Annotated in this window: 27 protein-coding genes; 15 read left to right on the top strand and 12 right to left on the bottom strand. The window is 67.5% G+C overall.

What is annotated here, in order from left to right:
* Positions 1 to 18: 18 nt before the first annotated feature.
* The 3 genes from ACWEFV_RS28075 to ACWEFV_RS28065 form a co-directional block, all read right to left on the bottom strand.
* Positions 19 to 1,101, bottom strand: a complete 1,083-nt coding sequence (locus tag ACWEFV_RS28075; RefSeq protein ID WP_450072596.1) for a DUF4185 domain-containing protein — start codon at positions 1,099 to 1,101, stop codon at positions 19 to 21.
* A gap of 65 nt (positions 1,102 to 1,166) precedes the next feature.
* Positions 1,167 to 2,201: an aspartate-semialdehyde dehydrogenase gene (locus ACWEFV_RS28070; protein WP_135459269.1), complete on the bottom strand. Its 1,035-nt coding sequence runs from the start codon at positions 2,199 to 2,201 to the stop codon at positions 1,167 to 1,169.
* A gap of 1 nt (position 2,202) precedes the next feature.
* On the bottom strand, positions 2,203 to 3,468 hold the full coding sequence (locus ACWEFV_RS28065) for an aspartate kinase (RefSeq protein ID WP_450072569.1): 1,266 nt from the start codon (positions 3,466 to 3,468) through the stop codon (positions 2,203 to 2,205).
* Positions 3,469 to 3,555: 87 nt separating this feature from the next.
* Here ACWEFV_RS28065 and ACWEFV_RS28060 point away from each other — a divergent pair, with 87 nt between their 5' ends.
* From ACWEFV_RS28060 to ACWEFV_RS28050, 3 genes are all read left to right on the top strand, one after another.
* Complete coding sequence (locus ACWEFV_RS28060) at positions 3,556 to 4,155, top strand: nitroreductase family protein (protein WP_450072568.1); 600 nt, start codon at positions 3,556 to 3,558, stop codon at positions 4,153 to 4,155.
* Positions 4,156 to 4,199: 44 nt separating this feature from the next.
* Entirely contained in the window at positions 4,200 to 5,144 is a 945-nt protein-coding gene (locus ACWEFV_RS28055; RefSeq protein ID WP_135459275.1) for a UTP--glucose-1-phosphate uridylyltransferase, read from the top strand.
* Positions 5,145 to 5,252: 108 nt separating this feature from the next.
* Entirely contained in the window at positions 5,253 to 6,521 is a 1,269-nt protein-coding gene (locus ACWEFV_RS28050; RefSeq protein ID WP_450072567.1) for an alpha/beta hydrolase, read from the top strand.
* A 7-nt stretch (positions 6,522 to 6,528) separates the two neighbouring features.
* Here ACWEFV_RS28050 and ACWEFV_RS28045 read toward each other — a convergent pair whose 3' ends face one another.
* From ACWEFV_RS28045 to ACWEFV_RS28035, 3 genes are read right to left on the bottom strand one after another with little or no spacing between them, the layout of a single operon-like run.
* Positions 6,529 to 7,251 (bottom strand): GntR family transcriptional regulator, encoded by a 723-nt coding sequence (locus tag ACWEFV_RS28045; RefSeq protein ID WP_450072566.1) that lies wholly within the window; start codon positions 7,249 to 7,251, stop codon positions 6,529 to 6,531.
* Positions 7,248 to 7,937: a biuret amidohydrolase gene (gene biuH / locus ACWEFV_RS28040; protein WP_450072565.1), complete on the bottom strand. Its 690-nt coding sequence runs from the start codon at positions 7,935 to 7,937 to the stop codon at positions 7,248 to 7,250. The genes ACWEFV_RS28045 and biuH overlap by 4 nt, the downstream gene beginning before the upstream one ends.
* On the bottom strand, positions 7,934 to 9,247 hold the full coding sequence (locus tag ACWEFV_RS28035) for a cytosine permease (protein ID WP_450072564.1): 1,314 nt from the start codon (positions 9,245 to 9,247) through the stop codon (positions 7,934 to 7,936). The genes biuH and ACWEFV_RS28035 overlap by 4 nt, the downstream gene beginning before the upstream one ends.
* 188 nt (positions 9,248 to 9,435) lie before the next feature.
* Here ACWEFV_RS28035 and ACWEFV_RS28030 point away from each other — a divergent pair, with 188 nt between their 5' ends.
* From ACWEFV_RS28030 to ACWEFV_RS28000, 7 genes are all read left to right on the top strand, one after another.
* Positions 9,436 to 10,695 carry an ammonium transporter gene (locus ACWEFV_RS28030; RefSeq protein ID WP_450072563.1) on the top strand — a complete coding sequence of 420 codons (1,260 nt, stop codon included), beginning with the start codon at positions 9,436 to 9,438 and terminating at the stop codon, positions 10,693 to 10,695.
* A gap of 133 nt (positions 10,696 to 10,828) precedes the next feature.
* On the top strand, positions 10,829 to 12,133 hold the full coding sequence (gene glnT, locus ACWEFV_RS28025) for a type III glutamate--ammonia ligase (protein WP_450072562.1): 1,305 nt from the start codon (positions 10,829 to 10,831) through the stop codon (positions 12,131 to 12,133).
* Positions 12,134 to 12,146: 13 nt separating this feature from the next.
* The gene (locus tag ACWEFV_RS28020; RefSeq protein WP_450072561.1) at positions 12,147 to 13,016 is read left to right on the top strand and encodes a glutamine amidotransferase; all 870 of its coding nucleotides are present in this window, start codon (positions 12,147 to 12,149) and stop codon (positions 13,014 to 13,016) included.
* Positions 13,004 to 13,690 carry a protein glxC gene (locus ACWEFV_RS28015; protein ID WP_450072560.1) on the top strand — a complete coding sequence of 229 codons (687 nt, stop codon included), beginning with the start codon at positions 13,004 to 13,006 and terminating at the stop codon, positions 13,688 to 13,690. The genes ACWEFV_RS28020 and ACWEFV_RS28015 overlap by 13 nt, the downstream gene beginning before the upstream one ends.
* Positions 13,690 to 14,982: an FMN-binding glutamate synthase family protein gene (locus ACWEFV_RS28010; protein ID WP_450072559.1), complete on the top strand. Its 1,293-nt coding sequence runs from the start codon at positions 13,690 to 13,692 to the stop codon at positions 14,980 to 14,982. Before ACWEFV_RS28015 ends, ACWEFV_RS28010 begins: the two co-directional genes overlap by 1 nt.
* Positions 14,979 to 16,163 (top strand): NAD(P)/FAD-dependent oxidoreductase, encoded by a 1,185-nt coding sequence (locus ACWEFV_RS28005; RefSeq protein WP_450072558.1) that lies wholly within the window; start codon positions 14,979 to 14,981, stop codon positions 16,161 to 16,163. Before ACWEFV_RS28010 ends, ACWEFV_RS28005 begins: the two co-directional genes overlap by 4 nt.
* A 16-nt stretch (positions 16,164 to 16,179) precedes the next feature.
* The gene (locus ACWEFV_RS28000) at positions 16,180 to 16,824 is read left to right on the top strand and encodes a helix-turn-helix domain-containing protein (protein WP_135459298.1); all 645 of its coding nucleotides are present in this window, start codon (positions 16,180 to 16,182) and stop codon (positions 16,822 to 16,824) included.
* Between the two features lie 13 nt (positions 16,825 to 16,837).
* Here the strand turns inward: ACWEFV_RS28000 and ACWEFV_RS27995 are convergent, their stop codons facing one another.
* The gene (locus ACWEFV_RS27995) at positions 16,838 to 17,056 is read right to left on the bottom strand and encodes a hypothetical protein (RefSeq protein ID WP_450072557.1); all 219 of its coding nucleotides are present in this window, start codon (positions 17,054 to 17,056) and stop codon (positions 16,838 to 16,840) included.
* Between the two features lie 274 nt (positions 17,057 to 17,330).
* Between ACWEFV_RS27995 and ACWEFV_RS27990 the strand changes: the two genes are divergently transcribed.
* The 3 genes from ACWEFV_RS27990 to ACWEFV_RS27980 all read left to right on the top strand — a co-directional run bounded on the left by ACWEFV_RS27990 (position 17,331) and on the right by ACWEFV_RS27980 (position 20,868).
* On the top strand, positions 17,331 to 18,392 hold the full coding sequence (locus tag ACWEFV_RS27990; RefSeq protein WP_450072556.1) for a lytic transglycosylase domain-containing protein: 1,062 nt from the start codon (positions 17,331 to 17,333) through the stop codon (positions 18,390 to 18,392).
* Positions 18,393 to 18,601: 209 nt separating this feature from the next.
* Positions 18,602 to 20,431 carry a 2-isopropylmalate synthase gene (gene leuA, locus ACWEFV_RS27985; protein WP_135459303.1) on the top strand — a complete coding sequence of 610 codons (1,830 nt, stop codon included), beginning with the start codon at positions 18,602 to 18,604 and terminating at the stop codon, positions 20,429 to 20,431.
* A gap of 50 nt (positions 20,432 to 20,481) precedes the next feature.
* Entirely contained in the window at positions 20,482 to 20,868 is a 387-nt protein-coding gene (locus ACWEFV_RS27980; protein WP_135459305.1) for an SHOCT domain-containing protein, read from the top strand.
* A gap of 34 nt (positions 20,869 to 20,902) precedes the next feature.
* Here ACWEFV_RS27980 and ACWEFV_RS27975 read toward each other — a convergent pair whose 3' ends face one another.
* Positions 20,903 to 21,892 carry a DEDDh family exonuclease gene (locus tag ACWEFV_RS27975; protein WP_450072555.1) on the bottom strand — a complete coding sequence of 330 codons (990 nt, stop codon included), beginning with the start codon at positions 21,890 to 21,892 and terminating at the stop codon, positions 20,903 to 20,905.
* A gap of 74 nt (positions 21,893 to 21,966) precedes the next feature.
* On the opposite strand from ACWEFV_RS27975, the gene ACWEFV_RS27970 reads away from it, so the two are divergent.
* Positions 21,967 to 23,187, top strand: a complete 1,221-nt coding sequence (locus tag ACWEFV_RS27970; protein ID WP_450072554.1) for a MurT ligase domain-containing protein — start codon at positions 21,967 to 21,969, stop codon at positions 23,185 to 23,187.
* 5 nt (positions 23,188 to 23,192) lie between these two features.
* Positions 23,193 to 23,894 carry a type 1 glutamine amidotransferase gene (locus tag ACWEFV_RS27965; protein WP_135460318.1) on the top strand — a complete coding sequence of 234 codons (702 nt, stop codon included), beginning with the start codon at positions 23,193 to 23,195 and terminating at the stop codon, positions 23,892 to 23,894.
* Between the two features lie 81 nt (positions 23,895 to 23,975).
* On the opposite strand, the gene ACWEFV_RS27960 is transcribed toward ACWEFV_RS27965, so the two are convergent.
* From ACWEFV_RS27960 to ACWEFV_RS27945, 4 genes are all read right to left on the bottom strand, one after another.
* Positions 23,976 to 24,683 (bottom strand): MBL fold metallo-hydrolase, encoded by a 708-nt coding sequence (locus ACWEFV_RS27960; protein ID WP_450072553.1) that lies wholly within the window; start codon positions 24,681 to 24,683, stop codon positions 23,976 to 23,978.
* A 46-nt stretch (positions 24,684 to 24,729) separates the two neighbouring features.
* Positions 24,730 to 25,617, bottom strand: coding sequence for a hypothetical protein (locus ACWEFV_RS27955; protein WP_450072552.1), 888 nt, complete (start codon positions 25,615 to 25,617; stop codon positions 24,730 to 24,732).
* 105 nt (positions 25,618 to 25,722) lie between these two features.
* Complete coding sequence (recR, locus tag ACWEFV_RS27950) at positions 25,723 to 26,334, bottom strand: recombination mediator RecR (RefSeq protein ID WP_135459316.1); 612 nt, start codon at positions 26,332 to 26,334, stop codon at positions 25,723 to 25,725.
* Complete coding sequence (locus tag ACWEFV_RS27945; RefSeq protein ID WP_135459319.1) at positions 26,335 to 26,667, bottom strand: YbaB/EbfC family nucleoid-associated protein; 333 nt, start codon at positions 26,665 to 26,667, stop codon at positions 26,335 to 26,337.
* Positions 26,668 to 26,791: the final 124 nt, after the last annotated feature.

The following is a 26,791-nucleotide window of genomic DNA, read 5'->3' as shown; positions in this document are numbered from 1 at the left end:
GCGCTCGTTCACGCTGACCTACTGTTCCCACGGCTTGAACGGGTTCACCGCGTACTGGATCACGCGGTACGGCGTGCCGCCGCGGGCCATGGTGTTCCACTGGCTGACGAACACCCGGACCTGATCCAGCGTCGAGCCCGGTGAGATATAGCCGCCGTAGGGCTGCGCCAGCTGGTTGACCTCCGGCGGGGGCAACGAGTCGACCGGGTCCGGCCAGGCACTGGCGAACACCACCGTCGTCACGGGTGCAGTACCCAGTCCGGTGGGGTCATAGGCGACCCGCATCTCCATGTTTCCGTTGGTGGCGTTGAAGTACGACAGCACGGGCTTGCCGTCGATCTGCCGGATGCTCATCTCCCCCGTACGGTCGGCGAACAACGCCGTCGGCGGCTTGCCCCAACCACCCGCCGACGACCAGCCCTGCCAGCCGGCCCGGTCGGTGAAGGTCTTCGGGTTGGCCCGGTACAGGAACGGCGGGCTACTGCGGTCGAAATTGTTGGCCAGGATGTACACCCACCCACTCGGTGAATCCGGCGCCGGGACCGGGTCGTAGTAGCCGGTGATCTGCGACTGGGCGCCGCCCTGATACTTGGCGTCGCGCACCGAGCCGGGCACCGTCGGCCAATTCGGCTGGGCCGCATCCGCTTTCACCAACCGGGAGCTCTGCGGCACGAGATTGTGGGTGGTGGTCACCATCATGTAGTTCTCGCGGTTGATCGAGATCACGCCGGCAGGCAACTGGGATCCACCCGGCGGGGCAGGATCGGCCAGCAACGGCTTGTCCACGCCGGTGACACCGCGGTAGCGCACACCGCCAACATCCTCGATCGAGTCGGCGTCGACGTGCAGCGCCACCGGTGAGTGCCAACCGCCGAAGCCCACGGCCTGCCCGGCGAAGCTGTCACCACAGACCTGGAGCACCCGGCTGGGGAACTCCATGAACTCACAGAGGTCCGTCGCGCCGATGCCGTAATCACGGGTGGGAGTACCGGTCCCGGCACTCGGCCCGATGCGCAACACCTGACCGGGAGCCAGCGGAGGTACCACCGGGTCGCCCAGCCCGAAGCCCGGGTTCGCACCCGCTGCCGGTGTCGCCGAAATGGCGTTCCAGCAGAGAAAAACCGAGAGAACCCCTGCTGGAATGCGGTTTCGGCGCAAGGCGGCGTTTAAAGCTCGGCGGCCAACAGCTCGGCGATTTGAATCGTGTTCAGCGCGGCACCTTTTCGCAGGTTGTCGCCGGACACGAACAGCGCGAGACCACGCCCGTCGGGCACACCCGGATCCTGCCGGATCCGGCCGACCAATGACTCGTCGGCGCCGGCGGCGGCCAGCGGGGTCGGTACATCGACCAGCTTCACTCCCGACGCTGCGGCCAACAGTTCCTTGGCACGCTCGACCGAAAGCGGCTGGGCGAATTCGGCGTTGATCGACAGCGAGTGTCCGGTGAACACCGGAACGCGCACGCAGGTGCCGCTCACCAGAAGATCCGGGATGCCCAGGATCTTGCGGCTCTCGTTGCGCAGCTTCTGGTCCTCGTCGGTCTCACCGGAGCCATCGTCAACCAGCGAACCGGCCAGCGGGATCACGTTGAACGCAATGGGCGCAACGTATTTAACCGGCGCGGGGAACGTGAGCGCCGACCCGTCGTGCACGAGCTGCTCTGCTCCCTCGACCACCGCGCGCGTCTGCGATGCGAGCTCTTCGACACCGGCCAGGCCACTGCCCGACACCGCCTGGTAGCTCGACACGATCAAGCGGGTCAGCCCGGCTTCCTCGTGCAGCGGCTTGAGCACCGGCATGGCGGCCATGGTGGTGCAGTTCGGGTTGGCGATGATGCCTTTGGGGCGCAGCCCGGCGTCGCGCTTGAAGTTCACCTCGGAGACCACCAGCGGAACCTCGGGGTCCTTGCGCCAGGCCGACGAGTTGTCGACGACGACCGCGCCGGCCGCGGCGAACCGCGGGGCCTGCACGCGCGACATCGTCGCACCGGCGGAGAACAACGCGATGTCCAGACCGGACGGGTCGGCCGTCTCGCTGTTCTCGACCTCGATCTCCTGGCCGCGGAAGGTCAGCTTCTTACCCTCGGACCGCGCCGAGGCGAAGAACCGGACCGAGCTGGCCGGGAAGTTCCGCTGCTCCAGCAGGGCGCGCATGACCTGGCCGACCTGGCCGGTCGCACCGACGACTCCGATCGAGACCATCTCAGCGCCCCGTTCCGCCGTAGACCACGGCCTCGTCATCGCCGCCGAGGTCGAAGGCCTCGTGCAGCGCGCGGACGGCCGTGTCCAACTCGGTGTCCTTGACCAGCACCGAGATCCGGATCTCTGAAGTGGAGATCAGGTCGATGTTCACGCCGACCTCGGCCAGCGCCTCGCAGAACTTGGCGGTGACGCCGGGATGGCTGCGCATGCCCGCACCGACAAGCGACACCTTGCCGATGTGGTCGTCGTACAGCACCTGGCTGAAGCCGATCTCGTCCTTGAGCGCGGTCAGCTTCTCCACGGCCGTCGGGCCGTTGTCCATCGGGCAGGTGAAGGTGATGTCGGTCTTGCCGTCCTCGACCTTCGAGATGTTCTGCAACACCATGTCGATGTTCACGTCGGCCTCGGCGATCGCGCGGAACACCTGGGCGGCATACCCGGGCACGTCGGGCAGACCGACGACGGTGACCTTGGCCTCCCCGCGGTCGTGGGCTACTCCGGTCAGAAGGGCGTCTTCCATGGGGATGTCCTCGATCGATCCTTTGACGATGGTGCCGGGCTTGTCCGTGTACGACGAGCGAACGTGAATCGGCACGTTGTACCGGCGGGCGTATTCGACGCAGCGCAGCATCAGCACCTTGGCGCCGCACGCGGCCATCTCGAGCATCTCCTCGAAGGAAACGGCGTTGAGATGGCGGGCATTGGGCACGATGCGCGGGTCGGCGGTGAAGATGCCGTCGACGTCGGTGTAGATCTCGCAGACGTCGGCCTTGAGCGCCGCGGCCAGCGCGACCGCGGTGGTGTCCGAGCCGCCGCGGCCCAGCGTGGTGACGTCCTTGCTGTCCTGGCTGACGCCCTGGAACCCGGCGACCAGCACGATGACGCCCTCGTCCAGCGCATCGCGCAGGCGGCCGGGGCTGACGTCGATGATCTTGGCGTTGCCATGGGTGCCCGTGGTGACGACGCCGGCCTGCGACCCGGTGAACGAGCGGGCCTGCGCACCGAGGGACTCGATGGCCATCGCGACCAGGGCGTTGGAGATGCGCTCACCGGCGGTCAGCAGCATGTCCATCTCGCGCGCCGGCGGGGCCGGGGAGACCTGACGGGCCAGGTCAAGCAGGTCGTCGGTGGTATCGCCCATCGCCGAGACCACCACGACGACGTCGTTGCCGGCCTTCTTCGTCTCGACGATGCGCTCGGCCACGCGACGGATCCGATCGGCATCCGATACCGACGATCCACCGTACTTCTGTACGACGAGCGCCACTGTCCAACCCTTCAGAACGCTGGAATGAGTCGAGACAAGGATAAGGGAGACGCGCACGCGATTTTCCCCGCCGGTAGCTTGGCTCACGTGCCTGACACGCCGAACGGCCGACTGGCCAGCACCAGCGTGCCGATCCATCCCGATATCGCGGCCCGCTGGAGCCCCCGGGCGTTCGATCCCGATGCCGCCATTACCGCTGACCAACTCACCGCACTCCTGGAGGCGGCCCGCTGGGCCGCCAGCTGGGGCCACCGCCAGCCGGTGCGGTTCCTGGTGGGCCGGCGGGGCGATGAGACCTTCGTTACATTGACCGGCCTGCTCAAACGCGGCAACAGCTACGCGCATGCGGCCTCGGCGCTGATCCTGGTGTGCGCCGACCAGGGAGAAGATGAGCGGACCGCGCGTTACGCCTGCGTCGACGCCGGCGCCGCGATCGCGCAGCTGACCATCGAGGCGGTGTCCCGCGGGCTGATCGCCCACCCGATGGCCGGCTTCGACGTCGACGGCGCCCGGGCAGCGTTCGGCATTCCGGACGGCGTGCGGCCGCTTGCCGTCATCGCCATCGGCGTGCTCGGCGACTACTCGAAGACCGACCCCGCGATCGCCGAACGGGACGGCCGGCCCCGCGAACGGCTACCGCTGGAGCAGATTGTGTTTGCGGGGAGCTGGGGAATTCCGCTCGACTGACGGGCGCACCGGCTAGTTTTGGTGAAGCACCGGGAGAGGAACACATGGCACGACAGGCCATCCGCAAAGCCGTCATCCCCGCCGCCGGGATCGGTTCACGGCTGCTGCCGCTGACCAAGGCCATCCCCAAGGAGATGCTGCCGGTCGGCGACAAGCCGGTCATCGAACACACAGTGCGCGAGTTGGTCAATTCCGGGATCACCGACATCACGATCGTGGTGTCCGGTGGAAAGACCTTGATAGAAGAGCATTTTCGACCGAATACGACGCTGGTCGATCAGCTGCGCGCGGACGGCAAGAACGCATACGCCGACGCCGTCGAAGAGGTCGGCGAGTTGTCCGCGCTGGGCCACATCACGTACCTCCATCAGCACGGTCCGTACGGCAACGGCACCCCGGTGCTCAATGCCTCACGTTCATTCGGTGACGAGCCCGTCCTGGTGCTGTGGCCCGACGACGTCTTCGTCGCCGAGGTGCCGCGCGCCCAGCAGCTGATCCGGGCCTACGAACAAACGTCGTCCCCGGTGCTGGCGTTGATGCCGATGGCCCCAGCGGATTCACGCCGGTACGGCGTGCCGGTCATCAAGGAGGATCTGGACGGCGGGCTGCTCCGGATCACCGGAATCGTCGAGAAACCCCAGCCGAACGAGGCCCCGTCAGGCTATGCCGCGATCGGTGGCTATGTCGTCACTCCGGGCATCATCGATGAGCTTCGCGAGCAGACGAAGCGCTGGTATGAGCAGCCCAAGTCGGGCGAGATCTACCTGACCGACGCGATCAACGCCTACGCGAGAGACCATGCCGTCTACGGCCAGGTGATCCAGGGGCACTGGTATGACACCGGCAATCCGGCCGACTACCTGGTCGCACAGTTCGCCTTCGCGCTGGCCCATCCCGAATACGGCCCCGTGCTACGGAAATCGGCCGACGATCCGGACCCGCTGCTGCACAAGCTTTCACGGGAGATCGGAGACAGCCCACCCACATGAACCTGTCCCTGACCAACGGCCTGATTCCGATAACTCTGCAGCTGCTTGCCTTGATCGCGATCGTGGTCGCAGTCGGTCGCGGGCGGTCGCGGGCGGTCGCGGGAGTGGATGCAGCGCTGGCTGCTCGTCGCAGTGCTCGTCGGCGTCGGTCTCGCCGCGGCCGCGCGGTTGTTCGTCCGGGAACAGGGCTGGTCCGCCGACGCCATCTCGTTCGGCACGATTTTCTGGACGGCGATGTTCGGATTCGCCGTGACTGTGCTGATCGCCGGCTGGCATGGCAGTGAGTGGTGGCGCCGGCTGGTATCGGTGCTGTCCGTGGTGTTGATGGTGGTGTGCGGTCTGGCCGCGCTCAACACCGCGACCGGCTACTTCCCCACGGTTCGGGCTGCCTGGCTCCGGCTGACCCAAACCGAGCCGGAACAGTGGATCGACGAATCCCAGCTCGCCGCGCTTCAGCAGTCCGGTGAGGTACCGACGCGCGGCACGGTGGTGCGGGTCAACATCCCAGGCGACGCATCGGGTTTCGAACACCGGACCGAGGTGGTCTATCTTCCGCCGGCCTGGTTCGCCAGCAACCCGCCGCCACAACTACCCGCGGTCATCTTGATGGGCGGCGAGTTCAACCATCCCAACGACTGGCTGCAGTCGACCGGCGCCCTGCAGACGCTCGATGACTTCGCCGGACTGCATCACGGCAATGCGCCGGTCATCGTATTCCCCGACATCGCAGGCAAGTTCAGCAATGACACCGAATGCGTCGATGGGACCCGCGGCAACGCCGCGTCCCACCTGACCAAAGACCTCGTGCCCTACCTGATTTCACGCTTCGGGGTCAGCCCGAAAGCCGAGAACTGGGGACTGGCCGGGTGGTCTTCGGGTGCGACGTGCGCCCTGAACACCGCGGTCCGCAATCCCGAGATGTTCAGCGCCTTCGTCTGGCTGGACGGCACCCTCGGGCCCAATGCGGGCACCAAAGATCAGACCATCGCACGACTCTTCGGCGGCGACCAGGCGGCCTGGGAAGCGTTCGACCCTAAGACGGTGATCACCCGGCACGGCCCGTACGACACCATGGCGGCGTGGCTCGGCGTCGGCGAAAGCACACCGACCGTCCACCGTGACCCCACGACCACCCCTCCATCCGAGGAGGCGATCGCCGGGTGGGACACGTTCTCCGAGGAGCACGCCTCCAACGCCAACAAGCTGTGCGCCCTGCTGAGCGGTTACAACGTCGAATGCTCCGTGGTGGGCTACAAGGGCGGGCACGATTTCCAGGCGGCCAGTACGGCATTCGATGCAGCGCTGCCCTGGCTGGCCTGGCGGCTCGGTACGCCGAGTGTGCGAGAACGACCGCTGCCCGGATCGGACGGGAACTAGCCGACCGCTACTTCCAGAGTGCCTCCAGCGAGGTGACGGACTGGCCGAGCGCTCGGGCGCTCAGCGCTCGCAGTGCACGCCGCTCGACCACGTCGAAACTCGCCCCGACATGCTCATGCAAGGCGGTGTGGCCGGCGTCGAGCTGATCATCGAGCAGGAGGTCGACGATCTGAAGGTGCTCGTCGATCGTGGCAATCACCCGTTCCTCGGTGACGAAGTCATACATCCGGATCAGCCGGATCCGCCGGTTGAGGTTGTCGAGCGTGGCCACCATCGCCTTGTTCCCGGATGCCGCGCACAGCTCGAGGTGGAATGACTCGTCGCGCAGCACCATGTCACCGTCCGGTGGGGGCGGGCTGGCCTTCAGATCCAGCCACTCCGCGCGCAATGTCGCGAGCCGGTCCTTGTCGTAGTGCAGCTCATCGGTTTCCAGGATCCGGGTGATGCCGCGCAGTTCGATGGTGATGCGCAGCTCGTAGAGGTCGCGGACGCCCGGGATATCCAGCGCGACCGGGTAGTACCCGTCGGGCCTGCGTTCGAGCATGCCGTCGGCGTGCAGCCGGACCAGTGCCTCTCTCAGCGGGGTCCGGCTGACGTTGAGCGTCTCGCACAGCTGGGACTCGACCAGCCGGGTGCGATGGTCGATCTCACCGACCATGAGCTTCTTGCCGAGGTCGAGGTAGACGCGGTCGCGCAGGGAGACCGGTTCCTCCACTTGGGCCGTGGTCATTGCAGTTCCTTGAGCGCGGCCACCACATCGGAGCTGGTGGCATGCGCCCCGAACACCCCGCCCTGCATGGTGATCATGTTCAGCGCCGCAACGTGGTTGGCGTAGTCGGTGGCACCGGTGGCGTCGGAGACGACGAGGCATTCGTATCCGCGGTCGTTGGCGTCACGCATGGTGGTGTGCACGCAGACGTCGGTGGTGATCCCGGTGAAGATGATGTGCGTGATGCCGCGGCTGCGCAGCACCAGTTCCAGATCCGTCGCGTAGAAGCTTCCCTTGCCCGGCTTGTCGATGACGGGTTCGCCTGGCAGAGCGGCCATCTCTGGTACCAACTGCCAGCCCGGCTCGCCCTGGGTCAGGATCCGTCCGCACGGCCCGGCCGAGCCGATCTCGGCACCGATCTGGGCCGAGCGCCAGCGCTTGTTGGCAGGCAGGTCCGACAGGTCGGGCCGATGGCCCTCACGGGTGTGGACGATGAACAGCCCGGCGGCGCGGGCCGCCGCGAGCACCTCCTGCGCGGGGCCGAGCGGGGTACGCACCAGGGACAGGTCGTAGCCCATGGTGTCGACGTATCCGCCCTCACCGCAGAAATCGACCTGCCAGTCGATGTTGATCAACGCCGTTCGCCCGGTGGGGATGTCACCGTCGTAGGGCCACGCATAGGGGTTGGCCTGAATCGTCACGGTCATACTGCTTCTCCCACGAGAACGGGTTGCTCGGTGCGCACCGGCAGGTACGCCAGAGCGGTGAAGGCCAGGCCGCCGACAACCATCGCCACCACCGCATCGGACAGCTGAGGAGCGTAGAAGTGCGTCAGCAGCGCTCCCCCGGCGCCGATCACCCATGCGGCGAACGGCTTCCAGTAGAGCCCGGCGGTCGACGACGTGCGCCTGGCGGAGAACACCAGCTGGTCGAGGATGAGCACGATGCCGATCGGGGGTACCAGCACCCCGAGGATGTTCAGCCAGGTTGCGAAGTACGACCAGATGCCGGCGACGGCGGCGACTGTTCCGATGATGCCGAGCACGATCGTCAACTGGCGCATGGTCTTTCCGGTGATATTGCCGAATCCGACAGCCCCGTTGTACAGGCAGTGTGCACACACGCTGCCCAGGTTGACGAAGACGAACACGATCGCCAGCGGCACCAGGACTCCCCCGGCGCTGACCAGGACATGCAGGAAGTCGCCTCCGGCGGTGTCGGCCGCGGCGGCGGCACCGAGTGCGACCACGAGCGCGCCGGCCAGCTGAGCGATGAAGTAGGCCACCGGGAATGCGGCGAACGCCGCCAGTGCACCTTCCCTACCGTTGCGGGCCCACCGCGTGAAATCGGCGGTCATGGTTCCCGAGTCGGCGAAGCACGCGAAGACCATCGTCACGGCGACACCGAAACTGAACGCGCTCGCCCCGGCTCCACCGCCGTAGGACAGGGCCGAGCCGATGCCGCGGTCGGCCGCCGCCAACACCACGGCGACCACACCGAGCGGGATGAACAGGACCGATGCGACCACGCCGATCCACGAGATCGCCCGGATCCCGACGAAGGTCAGCGCCACGAACAGCACCCCGGCCAGCAGAGTGATCCACGGCGCGCTCCACCCCATGGACAGGTTGAGCGTCGAGCCCACCATGCCGGTCTGGAAGGCGAACCAGCCGATCACCAGCGCGGACAGGAATGCCGACACGATGCGAAAGCCTTTGGCTCCGAAGGTGTCCGCCGCCGTGAGCGCGAAGTTCTTACCGGAGCGACCGGCCAGGTAGCTCAGCGTGCCCACGTAGCCCATCAGGATGAGGTCGCCGACGAGGATCGCCGCCATTCCGGCGACGAAGCCGAGGTTGTAGACGACGATGCCGGCGAACACCGCCGAGGTCATGATCATCGGGAATCCGACCCACACCGCCGACACCGCGAACAGTGATTTCCGGGCGGACACCGGGACGGGCTCGTTCTCGTACTCCTCACCAAGCGCCGAATGATGTTCGGCGTGCGCTGTATTCATGGCTGTATACGGTGCGGTATACGGATTTCCCGAGCGTTTCTGTCGATGAACGTTCCGTAACGGGGTCCTCACCGCCGGGCAGCGCCGAGGTTTACGTCACCGCAACACAACGAGCCGGTCCGCGTAACAGAAACGTCGTCAACTCCCAGTGATCGGCCCGTCCGGGCCGCCACCCCCAGGAGATGTTGATGGATACAGGAACCACGGCGTTCATGCTGTGTTGCATCATCGGCCTCACGCTGATGATCCCCGGCCTTGCCCTGTTCTACGGCGGCATGGTCTCGGTCAAGAGCTCGACCAACATGATGATGATGACGTTCGGCGCGGTCGCCCTGGTGGGCGTGCTGTGGGTGCTGTTCGGCTTCTCGATGGCCTTCGGCAGCTCGATCGGCGGCACCGGGTTGGTCGGTAGCTTCACCGAATTCGCCGGCATGAAGGATCTGGTGGAGCCGATGACCTCGGTCAACGGCCTTCCGGTCAGCCTGTTCTCGTTGTTCCAGGCACTTTTCGCAGCCATCACCGTGGCGCTGATCTCCGGCGCGGTCGCCGACCGGATGAAGTTCGGCGCGTGGATGGTATTCGCCGGCGTGTGGGCCGTCTTGGTGTACTTCCCTGTCGCACACTGGGTGTTCGCCTTTGACAAGACGTTCTCGGACGACTCAGTCGGCGGCTGGATCGCCAACAAGCTGCACGCCATCGACTTCGCCGGCGGTACCGCCGTGCACATCAACGCCGGCGCGGCCGCCCTGGCGCTGGCCATCGTCCTGGGCAAGTCCGCCCTGTTCGGCCAGCTACGCAAGCCGCACAATGTCCCGCTGACCCTGCTGGGCGCCGGAATGCTGTGGGCCGGCTGGTACGCCTTCAACGGCGGATCCGCGCTCGCCGCAGGCAATTCCGCGGCCATCGTGATGGTCACCACCTTCGTTGCCACCTGTGCGGCCACCCTGGCGTGGATCGCGGTCGAAAAGGTCAAGACCGGCCACGTCACCGGCGTGGGCGCCGCTTCTGGCGCCATCGCCGGCCTGGTGGCCATCACCCCGGCCTGCGGTGCGGTGACGCCGGTCGGCGCCATCATCCTGGGCGCCATCGCCGGTGCGGTGTGCGTGCTCGCGGTGGGCCTCAAGGAGAAGCTCGGCTACGACGACTCCCTTGACGTCGTGGGTGTCCACCTGGTCGGCGGCGTGATCGGCACCCTCCTGATCGGCTTCCTGGCCAGCGAAGCCATGCCCAGCAAGGTCAGTGGCCTGTTCTACGGCGGGGGCCTCGACCAGCTGTGGAAACAGGCGATCGCCGCGGGCGCGGTGGCCGCCTACTCGTTCGTGGTCGCGTTCGTCATCGCCTACGTGCTCAAGAAAACCATGGGTATCCGCATCTCCCCCGAGGCAGAGGAGAAAGGTATCGACACCACGTTCCACCGGGATTCGGCCTACGAGCTCGAATTCGCCTGACCTGACCCACGATTCCCCGGCCCGGCTGCCGTGGGCCGCTCTCACGGCAGCCGGTGACCGGGGTTTCCTCGGCTTGCCGATGTTTCCTACTGTGATACTTTGATTCATATCAAGAGACGAAAGTGCTGGTGCTATGCCCTCCGATCTCGCCGCCCTCGCCGAACAATCCGGTACCAAATTCATCCTCGCGCTGTTCGTCGACCTGCGCGGAAAGCCTTGCGCCAAACTGGTTCCCGTCGAATCGGTCGAGCTTCTGGCCACCGAGGGCGTCGGCTTCGCTGGCTACGCCGTCGGCGCCATGGGCCAGGAACCCAAAGACCCCGACCTGATCGCCATCCCCGATCCCGCATCGTTCACCCCGATACCGTTCATCAAAGAAGGCCTGGCCCTGGTGCACTGCGACCCCCACGTCGGCGGCGCACCGTGGCCGTACGCGCCGCGGGTCATCCTCAAGGGCCTGATCCAGCGCGCCGCCGACGCGGGATTCGAACCCTGGGTCGGCGCCGAGGTCGAGTACTTCCTGCTGCGCCGCAACGCCGATGGCGCCCTGGCCACCGCCGACGCCGCGGACACGGCCGCCCAACCCTGTTACGACGCGCGCGGCGTCACCCGGATGTACGACCACCTCACCGCGATCTCCACCGCGATGAACAGCCTCGGCTGGTCCAACTACGCCAACGACCACGAGGACGGCAACGGGCAGTTCGAGCAGAACTTCGAGTTCTCCGACGCGCTGACCACCGCCGACCGGGTGATCACACTGCGCTACCTGCTGTCGATGATCGCCGCCGAACGGGACATGGTGGCCACCTTCATGCCCAAGCCGTTCGCCGACCGCACCGGCAGCGGGCTGCACCTGCACCTGTCACTGACCAGCGCCGGGACGCCGGTCTTCCCCGCCGACGCCGACGAGCGGGGCCTCGGCCTGTCCGAGACGGCGTACGCGTTCATCGGCGGCATCCTCGACCACGCCTGCGCGCTGCAGTCCGTCGTCGCGCCAACCGTCAACTCCTACAAGCGAACCGGTGCCATCTCGACCGCATCAGGCGCCTCGTGGGCCCCTCGCAAGCCCAGCTACGGCGGCAACGACCGCACCCACTACATCCGCGTGCCCGACAGTCAACGAATCGAATTGCGCGGCGGCGACGGCTCGGCCAATCCCTATCTCGCCATCGCCGCGGCGTTGGGCGCCGGGCTCGACGGCGTCAAGCGCAGCCTCGACCCGGGAGCGGTGGGGGCCCAGGGACCGGCGGCCCTGCCACCCACGCTGCTGCACGCGATCGAATCACTGGAGACCGATCCGATCGTCACCGGCGTGCTCGACGTCGCGGGCGACGGGGTCGCCTCCTACTTCGCCGGCGTCAAACGCGAGGAGTTCTTCGCCTACCACGGCACCGTCACGCCGTGGGAAATCGACCAATACCTGACGGCTTTCTAGAAGGGAGAACAACATGTGCGGGATCGTGGGGCTACACCTGCGCACACCAGAGCTGTACCCGCGGCTCGGCGAACTGCTGGCCGCGATGCTGGGCGAGATGTCCGACCGCGGTGCCGACTCGGCGGGAATCGCGGTCTACGGGGACCCGGAGTGGTCGCCGTACGGGCAGGGCTGCGTCTCGGTCACCGATATCGCCGAGGCACCCGAGCTGGGTCCGGATGTGGATGTGGTGCAGGTGGATTCGACCTACCTGCTGTCGGCCGACATGGACTCCGAGGAACTGCTGAGCCTGGTGCGGGCGGCTTACCCGACCGCGTTGATCTCGGGGTTCGGCGCCGATCTGGCGGTGCTCAAAGGGGTCGGTCATCCGCGCGCCCTCACCGAGGCCTGGGGCCTGGCCAAGGCGCAGGGCTGGCAGGGCGTCGGCCATACCCGGATGGCCACCGAGTCGGCGGTGACGCCGTCGGGCTGCCATCCGTACACCGTCGGCCCCGGACAGTGCCTGGTGCACAACGGGTCTTTCGCCAACCACGCCACCATCCGCCGCGAGCTGCGCCGGGCCGGGGTGGCGTTCGACAGCGAGAACGACACCGAGGTGGGCGCCCGGTTCGTGGCCGAGCAGCTGGCCGCGGGCCGGGATGTGGCGACCGCGCTCAAGGAGCTCCTCGCAGCCTTTGATGGCTTCTACACCCTGCTGGTCTCCGATCACGACTCATTCGCGGTGGTGCGTGACGCCATCGCGTGCAAGCCAGCGGTGATCGCCGAGACGGCCGACTGGGTGGCGATGGCCAGTGAGTACCGCGCGCTGGCCGGGCTCCCCGGGGTCGAGCAGGCACGCATTTGGGAACCGGAACCGGAGGTGGTCTACGCATGGACACGTTAGTTGGGTTTGACCTGCGCACAACACCATTGCGTGAGGTCAACGCCGCATTGCATCAGCCGGGCGTCGAGGGTGACTACGTCATCGCGCACCCCGACGGCGCACACAATGTGGCCGTCGGCCTCAACGCCCCGTTGCGGGTGACGGTCGAAGGCCACGTCGGCTACTACGCCGCCGGGATGAACCAGCTCGCCGAGGTCACGATCAACGGCAACGCCGGGACCGGGGTGGCCGAGAACATGATGAGCGGCACGGTCCGCGTCACCGGAAATGCCTCACAGTCCGCGGGTGCGACGGCGCACGGCGGGCTGCTGGTCATCGAGGGAGACGCCGCTGCGCGGTGCGGCATCTCGATGAAAGGCGTGGACATCGTGGTGGGCGGCAGCATCGGCCACATGAGCGCGTTCATGGCCCAGGCCGGCCGGCTCGTAGTGCGCGGCGACGCCGGAGAGGCGCTGGGCGATTCGATCTATGAGGCCCGCATCTACGTGCGCGGCGAGGTGGCTTCCCTGGGCGCCGACTGCATCGCCAAACCGATGCGTGCCGAGCACCATGCCGAACTCGCGGAGTTGTTGGCAGCCAGTGGCTTCAGCGACGACGACACCGCGGGCTATACCCGTTACGGCTCAGCCCGGAACCTCTACCACTTCCACGTCGACAATGCGAGTGAGTACTGATGCGCGAATCCGCCACCTTCGATCGATCCACGATCGCCGACATCCAGCGCGCCGCCGAGACCGGCATCTACGACATCCGCGGTTGGGGTGCCAAGCGACGGCTGCCGCATTTTGACGACCTGCTGTTCCTGGGTGCGTCGATGTCGCGCTACCCGCTGGAGGGCTACCGGGAACGCTGCGGCACCGACGTGATCCTCGGCAACCGGCACGCCAAACATCCTCTGCACCTGGATATCCCGGTCACCATCGCGGGCATGAGCTTCGGCGCGCTGTCCGGGCCGGCCAAGGAGGCCCTGGGCCGCGGGGCCAGCGAGGCGGGCACGTCGACCACCACCGGCGACGGCGGCATGACGCCTGAGGAGCGCGGGCAGAGCAAGCACCTGGTGTACCAGTACCTGCCGTCGCGCTACGGGATGAACCCCGACGACCTGCGCAAGGCCGACGCCATCGAGGTGGTGCTGGGCCAAGGCGCCAAGCCCGGCGGCGGCGGAATGCTGTTGGGGCAGAAGATCTCCCCGCGGGTGGCCCAGATGCGCACCCTGCCCGAGGGGATCGACCAGCGCAGTGCGTGCCGGCACCCGGACTGGACCGGTCCCGACGATCTCACCATCAAGATCAATGAGCTGCGGGAGATCACGGACTGGGAGAAACCCATCTACGTCAAGGTCGGGGCCACCCGCACCTATTACGACGTGAAGCTGGCCGTACACGCCGGGGCCGATGTGGTGGTGGTCGACGGCATGCAGGGCGGCACCGCCGCCACCCAGGAGGTGTTCATCGAACACGTCGGCATCCCGACCCTGGCCGCGGTGCCGCAGGCGGTGCAGGCCCTGCAGGAACTGGGGGTCCATCGCCAAGTTCAATTGATCGTGAGCGGCGGCATCCGCTCGGGCGCCGACGTGGCCAAGGCACTGGCGCTGGGCGCCGACGCGGTCGCGATCGGCACCGCCGCACTGATCGCGTTGGGTGACAACCACCCCCGCTACGCCGCCGAGTACGAGAAGCTCGGCAGCGCGGCCGGTTTCTACGACGACTTCCAGGACGGACGCGATCCGGCCGGTATCACCACCCAGGACCCGGAGCTGGCCGCCCGGTTCGACCCGGTCGAGGGCGGCCGACGGTTGGCCAACTACCTGCGCGTGCTGACCATGGAAGCCCAGACCATCGCCCGGGCCTGCGGCAAGGCCCACGTGTGCCACCTGGAGCCCGAGGACTTGGTGGCAGTGACCATCGAGGCGGCGGCGATGGCCCGGGTTCCGCTGGCGGGCACGAACTGGATTCCGGGCTCGTGAGTACCGCAGATGTGGTCATCGTCGGTGGCGGCCTGGAGGGCGCGGCGGCGGCCTGGGCATTGAGCCAACGCGGCGTCACCGATGTGACTGTCCTGGAGCGCAATACCGTCGGCTCCGGGATGACCGGGAAATCCAGCGGGATCGTGCGCTGCCACTACGGGGTCAGCTCGCTGGCCGCCATGGCCACCGTCGGCCTCGAGGTGTTCGAGAAAGCCGAACAGTATTTCGGGACCGACATCGGATTTCGGCAGACCGGCTATGTCGTAGGCGTCGGGGAACCCAACGTCGACAATCTGCGCAAGAGCCTTGCCGCCCAACGCGAGGTCGGGGTGCAGACCGAGGAGATCGACGCCTCCGAGGTGGCCGAGCTGTGGCCGTGGGCCGATCTGGAACCGTTCGCGGCCTTCGGCTGGGAGGAGCGCGGCGGATACGGTGACGCCTACCAGACCGCACAGGCGTTCGCCGTGACGGCTCGGGCAGCCGGGGTGCGAATCCGCCAGGGCGCCAACGTCACCGGGCTGGTGCTCGACGGGGGTCGGGCCGCCGGCGTCGAACTGGCCGACGGCACAAGGGTTTCGGCGGGCACCGTCGTCGTGGCCACCGGCGCATGGACCCGGCCGTTCCTGGCCCCCTATGGCGTCGACGTGCCGATCAGGGTGGTTCGGGAGCAGATCGTCACCATCTCGCCCGGGGTGCCGATCGGCGCAGTCCCGGTGTTCTCCGATCTGGTGTCGCTGCAGTACGTCCGGCCCGAGCTGGGTGGGGAGATCCTGTTCGGCAACAGCGACCTGGCGCACTGTGAGCTCGCCGACCCGGACGACTACCTGAATCGGGCCACCGACGACTTCATCGACCTGACCGTCGACAAGGTCGGCACCCGATTTCCAGGCCTCCCCGACGCGGCGATCACCGGCAGCTACGCCGGCTGCTACGACGTCACGCCGGACTGGAACCCCGTCATCTCCGCGACCGGTATCGACGGCCTGCTGGTGGCGGCCGGATTCAGCGGGCACGGCTTCAAGATCGCGCCGGCGGTCGGCAGGCTGGTCGCCGACCTTGTGATCGAGGGGCGCAGCTGCGACCCGCGGATACCCGAGTCGGATTTCCTCCTCGCCCGGTTCGCAGAGGACAATTTGCTCAAGAGCCGGTACCCGTACGTCGGGGCTGGGGAGATGCGATAGACCGGGGGCGTACAAGTTGAGTGACGTCCCGCTGCTGCGCAACACCGGCACAGCTCGCGACCGCGATCCGAACGAACCGGTCGAGGAACTGGAATTCGAGGCGGCGATCGGACGCAACGTCCGTCAACTGCGCCAGCAGCACGGGCTCACCGTCGCCGACATGGCCGCCCGGGTGGGCATCTCCAAGGCGATGCTGTCCAAGATCGAGAACGCCCAGACCTCATGCAGCCTGTCCACCCTGGCGCTGCTCGCCAAGGGTCTCGACGTTCCGGTGACCAGTCTGTTCCGCGGGGCCGACGTCGAACGTCCGGCGGCATTCGTCAAGGCGGGCACCGGCCCGGAGATCGTGCGCAACGGCACCAAGCAGGGGCATGAATACCAACTGCTCAGCTCCCTGCGCGGGGAGCACAAGCGCCTGGAATGTCTGTACGTCACGCTGACCGAGAAGAGTCAGACGTACCCGCTGTTCCAACATCCCGGCACCGAGTTCATCTACATGCTCGAAGGCGTCATGGACTACAGCCACAGCCGCTCGGTGTATCGGCTGCAGCCGGGCGATTCCCTGCAGATCGACGGGGAAGGCGCTCACGGACCGGTTGACCTGATCGAACTGCCGATCCGGTTCCTGTCGGTGATCGCCTTCCCCGATTCGCAGGTGTGAACCACCGCTTCGGTCACTGCTCGTACAGGCTGATGATCCGCTGCGGGCCGTGGTGGTTGTGCCAACCGGGCTTCATGCCGGGAGCCGGCGTCGCGTAGGTGTCGGGGCTGTACAGGTTGCCCGAGCCGGACGGCTCCTGAGCGGCAGCCGTGCCGGCCAGTCCCAGCGCGACGGCGCCGAGGATGCCTGCGGAAAGGACGGGCAGTGCCAGAGCCTTGGTGAAGTTCGCCATTGTCGTGAATCCTTCTGTCTCAGTTTGGTTTTGGTTTTCAGTTGCGGCTTGTTCGGCCACTGAGACAAGAGTGCGGCCTGGACGGCTCTGGGTCTGTCGGGCGATCGGGCGGCGAGGTGGGTGAAGTTGCGTTCCCCCGATCGGGGGAAGTGCACGTCAGCTCACCGCGTGCAGCGGGTGCTCCTTGTCGGACGCCGCGACGAGCCTCTGACCGGCGATGGGGCCCGGTGTGTCGGGAGTTGGCAGGCAGCGGCGCGGGTGTCACTGTTGTGCTATGCGCCACCGTGCCCGTCGAGCGGTCCGCGACGCCTCCACCTGCCTCGCCGTGATCGTTCGGATGGCGTTGACCAGCGCGGTCGCCGTCGCGCCCAGCCTGGTCGGCCTGACCCAGGAGAACCGGGTACGGCCGGTGGCCGCGGTCCTGCCGGGGCCCGACCTCGCCGGCCAACCCTGGGCGGCGACGCCGTCGGCGCGTCCAACCGCCGCGGCGCCGGCTACGACGGGGCCACCGCCACCCCCGGAGGTTCAGGCACCGGGCGCGGTGCGCATCCCCGCGATCGCACTGGCGGCCTATCGGAACGCGGACGCCATGATGGCGCAGAGCCAACCCGACTGCGGTGTGACCTGGAACCTGCTCGCCGGGATCGGGTACGTCGAGTCCACGCATGCGTTCGGCGGCGCCGCCGACAAACGCGGTGACCCCGTCAGTCCCATCTATGGCCCCACCCTCGACGGCTCACTGCCGGGCAACGAGATCATCGTCGCCAGCAGCTTTGGCGGCGGCACGACCTACGCCCGCGCGCTGGGGCCCATGCAGTTCCTGCCGAGCACGTGGCTGCTGCACGGCGCCGACGGCGACGGCGACGGCCGGGCCGATCCGCACAATCTGTTCGATGCCACTCTGGCCGCGGCCCGCTACCTCTGCAGCGATGGTGCGGACCTGCGCGACCAGGCGCAGCAGACCACCGCGGTGCTGCGCTACAACCACTCCATGGCCTACGTCGCCAACGTGCTGGGCTGGGCACGGGCCTACGCCACCGGTGTGGCTCCGGTGAACCTGCCGCCGCTCACCGCGCCGCAGCCGCCGAGCGTCGCTGTTCGCGCGGTCGACGGCCCCGCCGCATCGGCCGTCGGGTCGGCTGAAACCGCCACGCCGGACAAGACCGTGCGTCGAGACGACGCCGCGGACACCGGTTCAGCGACACCCCGGCCGGGATCTTCGGTGCCGCACTCGGGCTCCACCAACACGAGCACGACGAGCGGGTCCCGGCACAGCACTGGCACCGCCACACCCAAGGTCAAGTTCGGCAACGGCCGTTCCGGCGGTGCGCGCTGACGCCGCGGCCCCGACCGATTCTCGGCATAACGGCCGGGCCGCTGGCATCTGGCAGCATTTTGGCCAACCAATCCCCCGGGCGTACAGTTGAGCGCGTGCAGCGGGTGCTCCTTCTCGGACGCCGCGACGGGGTCTGATCAGACCGGCTTCCTGTCGCGGGTTTTTGCGATGCGCCGGTCGGGTCCCCTTTCAACTCCCGGAGCAAAAACATGACCACCCCCGACATCTCTGCAGATGCCTTCAGTTCGGTTCGCGCGATCAATACGCCGGCCGGCGCCCCCAACCCCGGACAGCCCGTCTGGAACACCCAGCGCGGCTCATCCATGCCGGTCAGCCGCTATCGCAGCTTCGCCGACGAGGTCCCCGGCGGCAGCCCGGCCTTCGGCGCCGGCGTCCCGTTCGACCGCACCTGGCCGGACCGCGTCATCGACAAGGCGCCCATGTGGTGCGCGGTCGACCTGCGCGACGGTAACCAGGCCCTGATCGACCCCATGAGCCCCGCGCGCAAGCGCCGTATGTTCGACCTGCTGGTCCGGATGGGTTACAAGGAGATCGAGGTCGGCTTCCCGTCAGCGAGCCAGACCGACTACGACTTCGTCCGCGAGATCATCGAGGACGGCGCGATCCCGGACGACGTCACCATCCAGGTGCTGACCCAGTGCCGGCCCGAGCTGATCGAACGCACCTTCGAGGCCTGCGCGGGAGCCCCGCAGGCGATCGTGCACTTCTACAACTCGACGTCGATCCTGCAGCGCCGCGTGGTGTTCCGCGCCGACCGTGAGGCCGTCAAGAAGATCGCCACCGACGGCGCCCAGATGTGTGTCGAGGAGGCCAAGAAGTACCCGCAGACCCGGTGGCGCTTCGAGTACTCCCCCGAGTCGTACACGGGCACCGAGCTGGAGTACGCCGTCGAGGTGTGCAACGCCGTCGCCGACATCGTCAAGCCCACTCCCGAGTGGCCGCTGATCGTCAACCTGCCTGCCACCGTCGAGATGGCCACCCCGAACGTCTACGCCGATTCGATCGAGTGGATGAGCCGGCACCTGGCCCCGCGCGACTCGATCATCCTGAGCCTGCACCCGCACAACGACCGCGGAACCGGCGTCGCCGCAGCGGAATTGGGCTACCAGGCCGGCGCCGACCGGATCGAGGGCTGCCTGTTCGGCAACGGCGAGCGCACCGGCAATGTCTGCCTGGTGACCCTGGGCCTGAACATGTTCAGCCGCGGGGTCGATCCGCAGATCGACTTCTCCAACATCGACGAGATCCGGCGCACGGTCGAGTACTGCAACCAGCTGCCCGTGCACGAACGTCACCCCTACGGCGGTGACCTGGTCTACACCGCGTTCTCCGGCAGCCACCAGGACGCCATCAACAAGGGCCTGGACCAGATGAAGGTGGACGCGGACGAGGCCGACGCCGACATGGACGACATCCTGTGGCAGGTCCCCTACCTGCCGATCGACCCCAAGGACGTCGGCCGCACCTACGAGGCCGTGATCCGGGTGAACTCGCAGTCCGGCAAGGGCGGCGTGGCCTACATCATGAAGGCCGACCACGGCCTGGTGCTGCCGCGCCGGCTGCAGATCGAGTTCAGCCAGGCGATTCAGCAGATCACCGACGGCGAGGGCGGCGAGGTGTCGCCCAAGGAGATCTGGGACGCGTTCTCCGAGGAGTACCTGGCCCCGATCATCCCCCTGGAGCGCATTCGCCAGAAGGTCGTGGCCTCCGAGGTGGACGGTGGCACCGACACCATCACCGCGATCGTGAAGATCGACGGCGTCGAGCGCGAGATCATCGGTGCCGGCAACGGCCCGCTGGCGGCGTTCGTCGATGCCCTGGGAGCCATCGGCTACGACATCAACGTGCTGGATTACTCCGAGCACGCCATGTCCTCAGGTGAAGAGGCGCAGGCCGCGGCCTACGTCGAGGCGTCGATCGGCGGTCGGACCGTCTGGGGCGTCGGCATCGCGACTTCGATCACAACTGCATCACTTCGTGCGGTCGTATCTGCTGTCAACCGCGCCGCGCGTGCTTAGCTGACGTCGGCGTAGATCACTGCGCCTCCGCCAAGTACAAGGAGCAGTCCATGGACTGGGGCTCAACGTGGGATTTCCTCTGGCATTTCCTGATCATCTTCGCCTGGATCGCATACCTGCTGGTCCTGTTCCAGATCCTCACCGATCTGTTCTGGCGTGATCACAAGACCTCCGGCTGGGTCAAGGCTCTGTGGGTGGTCTTCCTGATCGTGCTCCCGTGGCTCGCCGCGCTGGTGTACCTGATCGCCCGGGGTAAGGGCATGTCCGAGCGCGCGCAGGCGGCGGCGCTGGCGGCCAAGAAGGAAACCGACGACTACATCAAGCAGGCGGCCGGCCGATCCCCGGCTCAGGAGATCGCCGACGCCAAGGCGCTGCTGGATGCCGGCACCATCAGCCAGGCCGAGTTCGACGGGCTGAAGGCCAAGGCGCTGGGCTGAGGTTCTGACTCAGGACGCCCCGGCGGGCCGCGAATCAGAAAAGCGTGTACTGATCGCTGTCCGCGGGGGTGTCGCAGAACTCCTCGACGTTGGCGCCACCGACGACATGGGCCAGCAGGCCCATGAACGTCTCGTCGTCGAGGAGTGGCACACCGAGCTCCACGGCCTGATAACCCTTGCCCTGATCGGGCGCGGATTCGTTGCAGATCACCAGCGACGTCTGCTGGTCCACCAGGTCGGTGTAGGCCAGCCCGGCGTGCAGGATGCGCTCGATGAGCTCCTCATGGGTGCGCGCCACCTCCGCCGACAGCGCCACCCGCATGCCCTGCACGAGCGGCCGCCCCGGCACATAGACACCCGGGTTGGCGTACTCGCACGGCAGCCGCGAAGCCAGGACCTTCAGCGGTCGCAGCTCCTCATGGGTGATGTGGCCGTTGGGCCAGCTGCGTCGGCTCACCTCCCGCAGCGGCAGCCAGATCTTGCGGTCCCGGGCCCGGGCCAGGGTGGGCTTGAGGATCTGCGCCAGCACCAACGCGTCATCGAGGGCATCGTGTGGCTTCATCTGGCTCACGCCCCAGTGCGCGGCCAGCGTCTCCAGGCGCAGGTTGTCGGTGCCCAGTGCCAGCCGGCGGGCCAGCTCGACGGTGCACATGACGCTGTCGATCGGCAGCTCGGCCCCGACCAACTCGGCCTCGGCGATCAGGAAGCTGTAGTCGAAGCCCACGTTGTGCGCGACCAGCGTGCGCCCGCGCAGGATGTCGCTCAATTCGTTGACGACAGCCCCGAACGTCGGCTGGCCTTCCAACATCTCGGCCGTCAGCCCGTGCACATGGGTGGGCCCGGGATCCACCCCCGGGTTCAGCAGGGTGGCCACGCTGCGCTCGACATTTCCGTCATCCCCGACCGCGAGGGCGGCGACGCTGACGATACGTGCCTGACCCGGGCGGAACCCGGTGGTCTCCACGTCGACGACGGCCCAGCCCGCGCCCGGCTCATCCGCCGGTCTGCCCCACGCGCTGCTCATATTCGCCAGGATGGCACGCGGGCCCGACAACCTCGGGCGGCGCGGCAGCGTGTCGTGCCCCTAAAATCGCCGGAATGCTGACCCTTCGCGGGCGTGCCGCACTGGCCGCCGGATCAACCGCGCGCTGGGCGTCGCGGGTCACCGGGCGCGGCGCGGGCGCGATGATCGGCGGCCTGGTGGCGATGACGCTGGACCGATCGATCCTGCGTCAACTGGGCCAGGACCGCCGTAGCGTGATCGTGACCGGCACGAACGGCAAATCGACCACCACCCGGATGACCGCGGCCGCCCTGGCCACGGTGGGCCCGGTGGCCAGTAACTCCGAGGGCGCCAACATGGACGCCGGGCTGGTGGCGGCACTGGCCGGGGCCCGCGAAGCCACGCTGGCCGCCCTGGAAGTCGACGAGATGCACGTCCCGCACGTCAGCGATGCGGTGTCGCCGGCGGTGATCGTCCTGCTGAACCTGTCCCGCGACCAGCTGGACCGGGTCGGTGAGATCAACCACATCGAACGCACCCTGCGCGGCGGCCTGGCCCGCCATCGCGACGCGGTGATCGTGGCCAACTGCGACGACGTACTGATGACCTCGGCCGCCTACGACAGCCCCAATGTCGTGTGGGTGGCCGCCGGCGGCAGCTGGGCGGGCGACTCGGTGAGCTGTCCGCGATCCGGCGAGATCATCGAGCGCAACGGGCGGGACTGGTACTCGACCGGCAGTGACTTCAAGCGGCCCAGCCCGCAGTGGTGGTTCGACGACACCCACATCTACGGTCCGGACGGCCTCGTCCTGCCGATGACGCTGGCCCTGCCCGGCGCCGTCAACCGCGGTAACGCCACCCAGGCCGTCGCGGCCGCCGTCGCCCTCGGCGCCGACCCTGCTGCCGCGGTAGCCGCGGTCTCCGGCGTCGACGAGGTCGCCGGGCGGTACCGCACCGTACAGATCGGCACACACACCGCCCGGATCCTGCTGGCCAAGAACCCGGCCGGTTGGCAGGAAGCCCTGTCCATGGTGGACAAGCACGGCGCCGGAGTCGTCATCTCGGTCAACGGGCAGGTGCCCGACGGCGAGGACCTGTCCTGGCTGTGGGATGTCCGGTTCGAACACTTCGACGACACTGTCGTCGTCGCCGCCGGCGAGCGCGGCACCGACCTCGCGGTGCGGCTCGGGTACGCCGGCGTCGAGCATTCACTGGTGCACGACACCATCGCCGCGATCGACTCCTGCCCGCCCGGGCATGTCGAGGTGATCGCCAACTACACCGCGTTCCTGCAACTGAATCGGCGGATCTCGTGAGTGCTGTGCAGATCGGGCTCGTGCTGCCCGACGTGATGGGGACCTACGGGGACAGCGGCAACGCGGTGGTGCTGCAACAGCGGTTGCGGCTGCGCGGTATCGACGCCGAGATCGTGGAGATCACCCTGGCCGACCCGGTGCCCGACTCGCTGGATCTGTACACCCTCGGTGGCGCCGAGGACTATGCGCAGCGCCTGGCCACCAAACACCTGATCCGGTATCCCGGTCTGCAGCAAGCGGTTTCGCGGGGTGCGCCGGTGCTCGCGATCTGCGCGGCGATCCAGGTCCTCGGCCACTGGTACGAGACGTCGGCCGGTGAGCGGGTGGAAGGCGTCGGACTGCTCGACGTCACCACCTCCCCGCAAGAAGCCCGCACCATCGGCGAGGTGGCCTCCAAGCCCCTACTCGACGGGCTCACCCAGCCGTTGACGGGATTCGAAAACCACCGTGGCGGAACGGTTCTCGGTTCCGATGCCCGTCCGCTGGCCGCGGTCACCAAAGGTGCGGGCAACCGCTTGGGCGACGGCTACGACGGTGCGGTGCAAGGCAGCGTGGTGGCGACCTATCTGCACGGGCCGTGCCTGGCCCGCAATCCGGAACTGGCCGACCATCTGCTGTCTCGGGTGGTCGGTGAGCTGCCGCCGCTGGAGCTGCCCGAGGTTGACCTGCTGCGCCGCGAACGCCTGGCGGCCCCGCGCCGGGTGTAGCTCGCCTCTCTTCAGCCGAAACGGTATTCCAGCAGACCGTTACTCGCACTTTCCCTGCCGGAATACCGTTTCGCGGCGGCTTTATGCGAAAACATCGACCGCAGCGGCGATGTGGGCTGCGGCGTCGGTGAGAATCGGCTCGCCATGGCCGAATCCGGCGCGCTGCGCGCCCGTGGCCGCGAGTTTGGACACCGAGTCGGTGAGCTCGGTGCGGTCGGTGTTGAAAACGCCCACGATCACCTGGCCGTTGAACTCGGCGACCGTGTCCCCGGTCAGCACGGCGTCGGCATCCGGGAGATAGAGCGCGATGCTGCCCGGGGTATGGCCGGGGACCCCGATCACCCGGGCACCACCCGCGAAGTCCAGTACGTCGCCGTCCTCGACCACGCGGTCCACTCGGCAGGCCGGGCCGTGCGGTGACGCGTCGAAGTCGGGGCGGAGCGTCCGCTCCGAGTCGGTCAGCACCGGCAGCGGACCCGGTTCGCCGCGGACATAGGACGCATCCGCGGCCCCCGCGACGACCTCCACATCGCCCCAATCGGCGATCTCGGCCGCGGCACCGCAATGGTCCTCGTGAAAGTGAGTGAGCACGATGCGCCTGACGTGCAGACGTCGCATCCCGAGCACGGCCAGCGCCTCAGCGATCAGACCGGAGCTGTCCGGCCAACCGGTGTCGATGAGCGTGACACCTTCACCGTCCAGCCACAGGTAACTGTTGAGCAGATGAGCCTGGCCGCCGGGGATGCGCAGACGATAGAGCGAGGGCGCCATCTGAAGTAGGTCGGGCATGACTCGACGCTAGTGGCTCACGCCGAAACTGCATTCCAGCGGGCCGCTACCCGTACTTTCGCGGCCGGAATACAGTTTCGCGGAGAGTGCCGTCCCAACCACGCGCCTTCAATGCCCGGTAGGCCCGCTGGACCACGTCTGCTTCGCGGTCCTCCTTGATGACTCGCATGACATCCCATCCGAGCTGCTCAAGTTTCGGCAGCACCCGCAGATCCTTGACGTACTGTGCCCGATCCGTTTGATGCTGACCGCCGTCATACTCCGAGGCGACCTGGAACTCCTCCCAGCCCATGTCCAGTGTGCGCACCAACCGGCCCCACTCGTCCACGACCGTGATCTGCGTTGTCGGCCGTGGCAGCCCGGCGTCGATGTAGAGCAGGCGCAGGCGGGTCTCCGGAAGTGACGCCGCGCCACCATCGACCAACGGCAGTACAGCTTTGAGCCTCGCCACCCCGCGTGCGCCCCGGTAGCGCTTGGCCAGTAACAGCACCTCCTCGGCGGAGAACGGGCGCGCGCGCATCAGGGCATCCAGGCGTTGGATGGCCTTCTTGCGGGGCAGGAAACGCCCGAGGTCGAAGGCCGTACGTGCGGGTGTCGTCACCGGTATGCCCGCAACACAGGTCATCTCGTCATCAGCGATACGTTCGTGCCGGACGATGATGCCGCGTGGTGGTCGAGTGCAGTCCCAGATGAGCTCGATCGCGACGTCATCGTCGACCCACTCGGCTCCGTGCAGTGCCGAGGCCGCGACCCCGGACACGATGCCTTCGCGATGCGTCCACAGCCACGCACCCACCGTTCTGTCCCGTAATGAGGGCACATGATTTCGGGGAGTGTGGACATTCGGATAAATCGGCCGATACCAGCGCTGCAGCTCATATCGGGTCACGACACCATTTGCGATGGCTTCTGTGCCGACGAATACCTCCCCCATGCGCAGATACTGGCGCGGGGGTGAGACAAGCTCGCCGAGGCTGTAATCCAGCAGGCAGCTACTCGCACTTTTTCTGCTGGAATACCGTTTCGGCGCAAATAGGTGTCAGGCCATCGCGCGGCGGCCGGCCAGCGCCCGGCCGAGCGTGAGCTCGTCGGCGAACTCCAGGTCACCGCCCATCGGCAGGCCCGAGGCGATACGCGTGACGGTCAGGCCGGGGATGTCGCGCAGCATCCGGACCAGATAGGTGGCCGTCGCCTCGCCCTCGGTGTTGGGATCGGTCGCGATGATCACCTCGGCCACATCGACGCCGTCGACGCGTTCACCGATCCGGTTGAGCAGCTCCCGGATGCGCAACTGGTCGGGCCCGATGCCGGACAACGGATCCAACGCCCCGCCCAGCACGTGGTAGCGACCGCGGAATTCGCGCGTGCGCTCGACGGCCTGCACGTCCTTCGGCTCCTCGACCACGCACACCAACGAGCCGTCGCGGCGGGGGTCCTTACAGATCCGGCAGCGTTCCTCGTCGGAGACGTTGCCGCACACCGCACAGAAAGTGACGCCGTCACGGACGCGGCCCAGTACCGCGGTGAGCCGATCGATGTCCGGCGGCTCGACGCTCAGCAGGTGAAACGCGATCCGCTGCGCGCTCTTCGGCCCGATCCCGGGAAGCTTGCCGAGCTCGTCGATCAGGTCCTGGACCGGGCCTTCAAACACTCAGAGTCCCGGAAGTCCGAACCCACCCAGCCCGCCGGCCAGCGGGCCCAGGCGGCTCTGCGCCAGGGTGGTCACCTGATTGGAGGCATCGGCAAGGGCACCGACGATGAGATCCTGCAGGGTCTCGACGTCCTCGGGATCAACGACCTTGGGGTCGATCGCCACCGCGATCACCTCACCGCTGCCCTTGACCGTGACCTGTACGAGCCCGCCGCCGGCCTGGCCGTGCACCTCGGAGTTGGCCAGCGCCTCCTGCGCCTCCATGAGCTGCTGCTGTACCTGCTGCGCCTGCGCCAGCAGGGCCGACATGTCGGGCGTGCCTCCGGGTTGCATGAGTGGTCCCCTTGCCGTGTTGATTGCGTCTTGGTCTCGACTTGGTTGCTCTCGCCTGTCGGCGGCGATTCGGACTTTCAGCCTAGTCGGCGTGCGGGCTAGCGTGGCGCCCGTGCGAGTCCCA

The organism is Mycobacterium sp. NPDC004974 (assembly GCF_053600815.1).
This window is presented reverse-complemented; position numbering and strand designations above follow the sequence as displayed.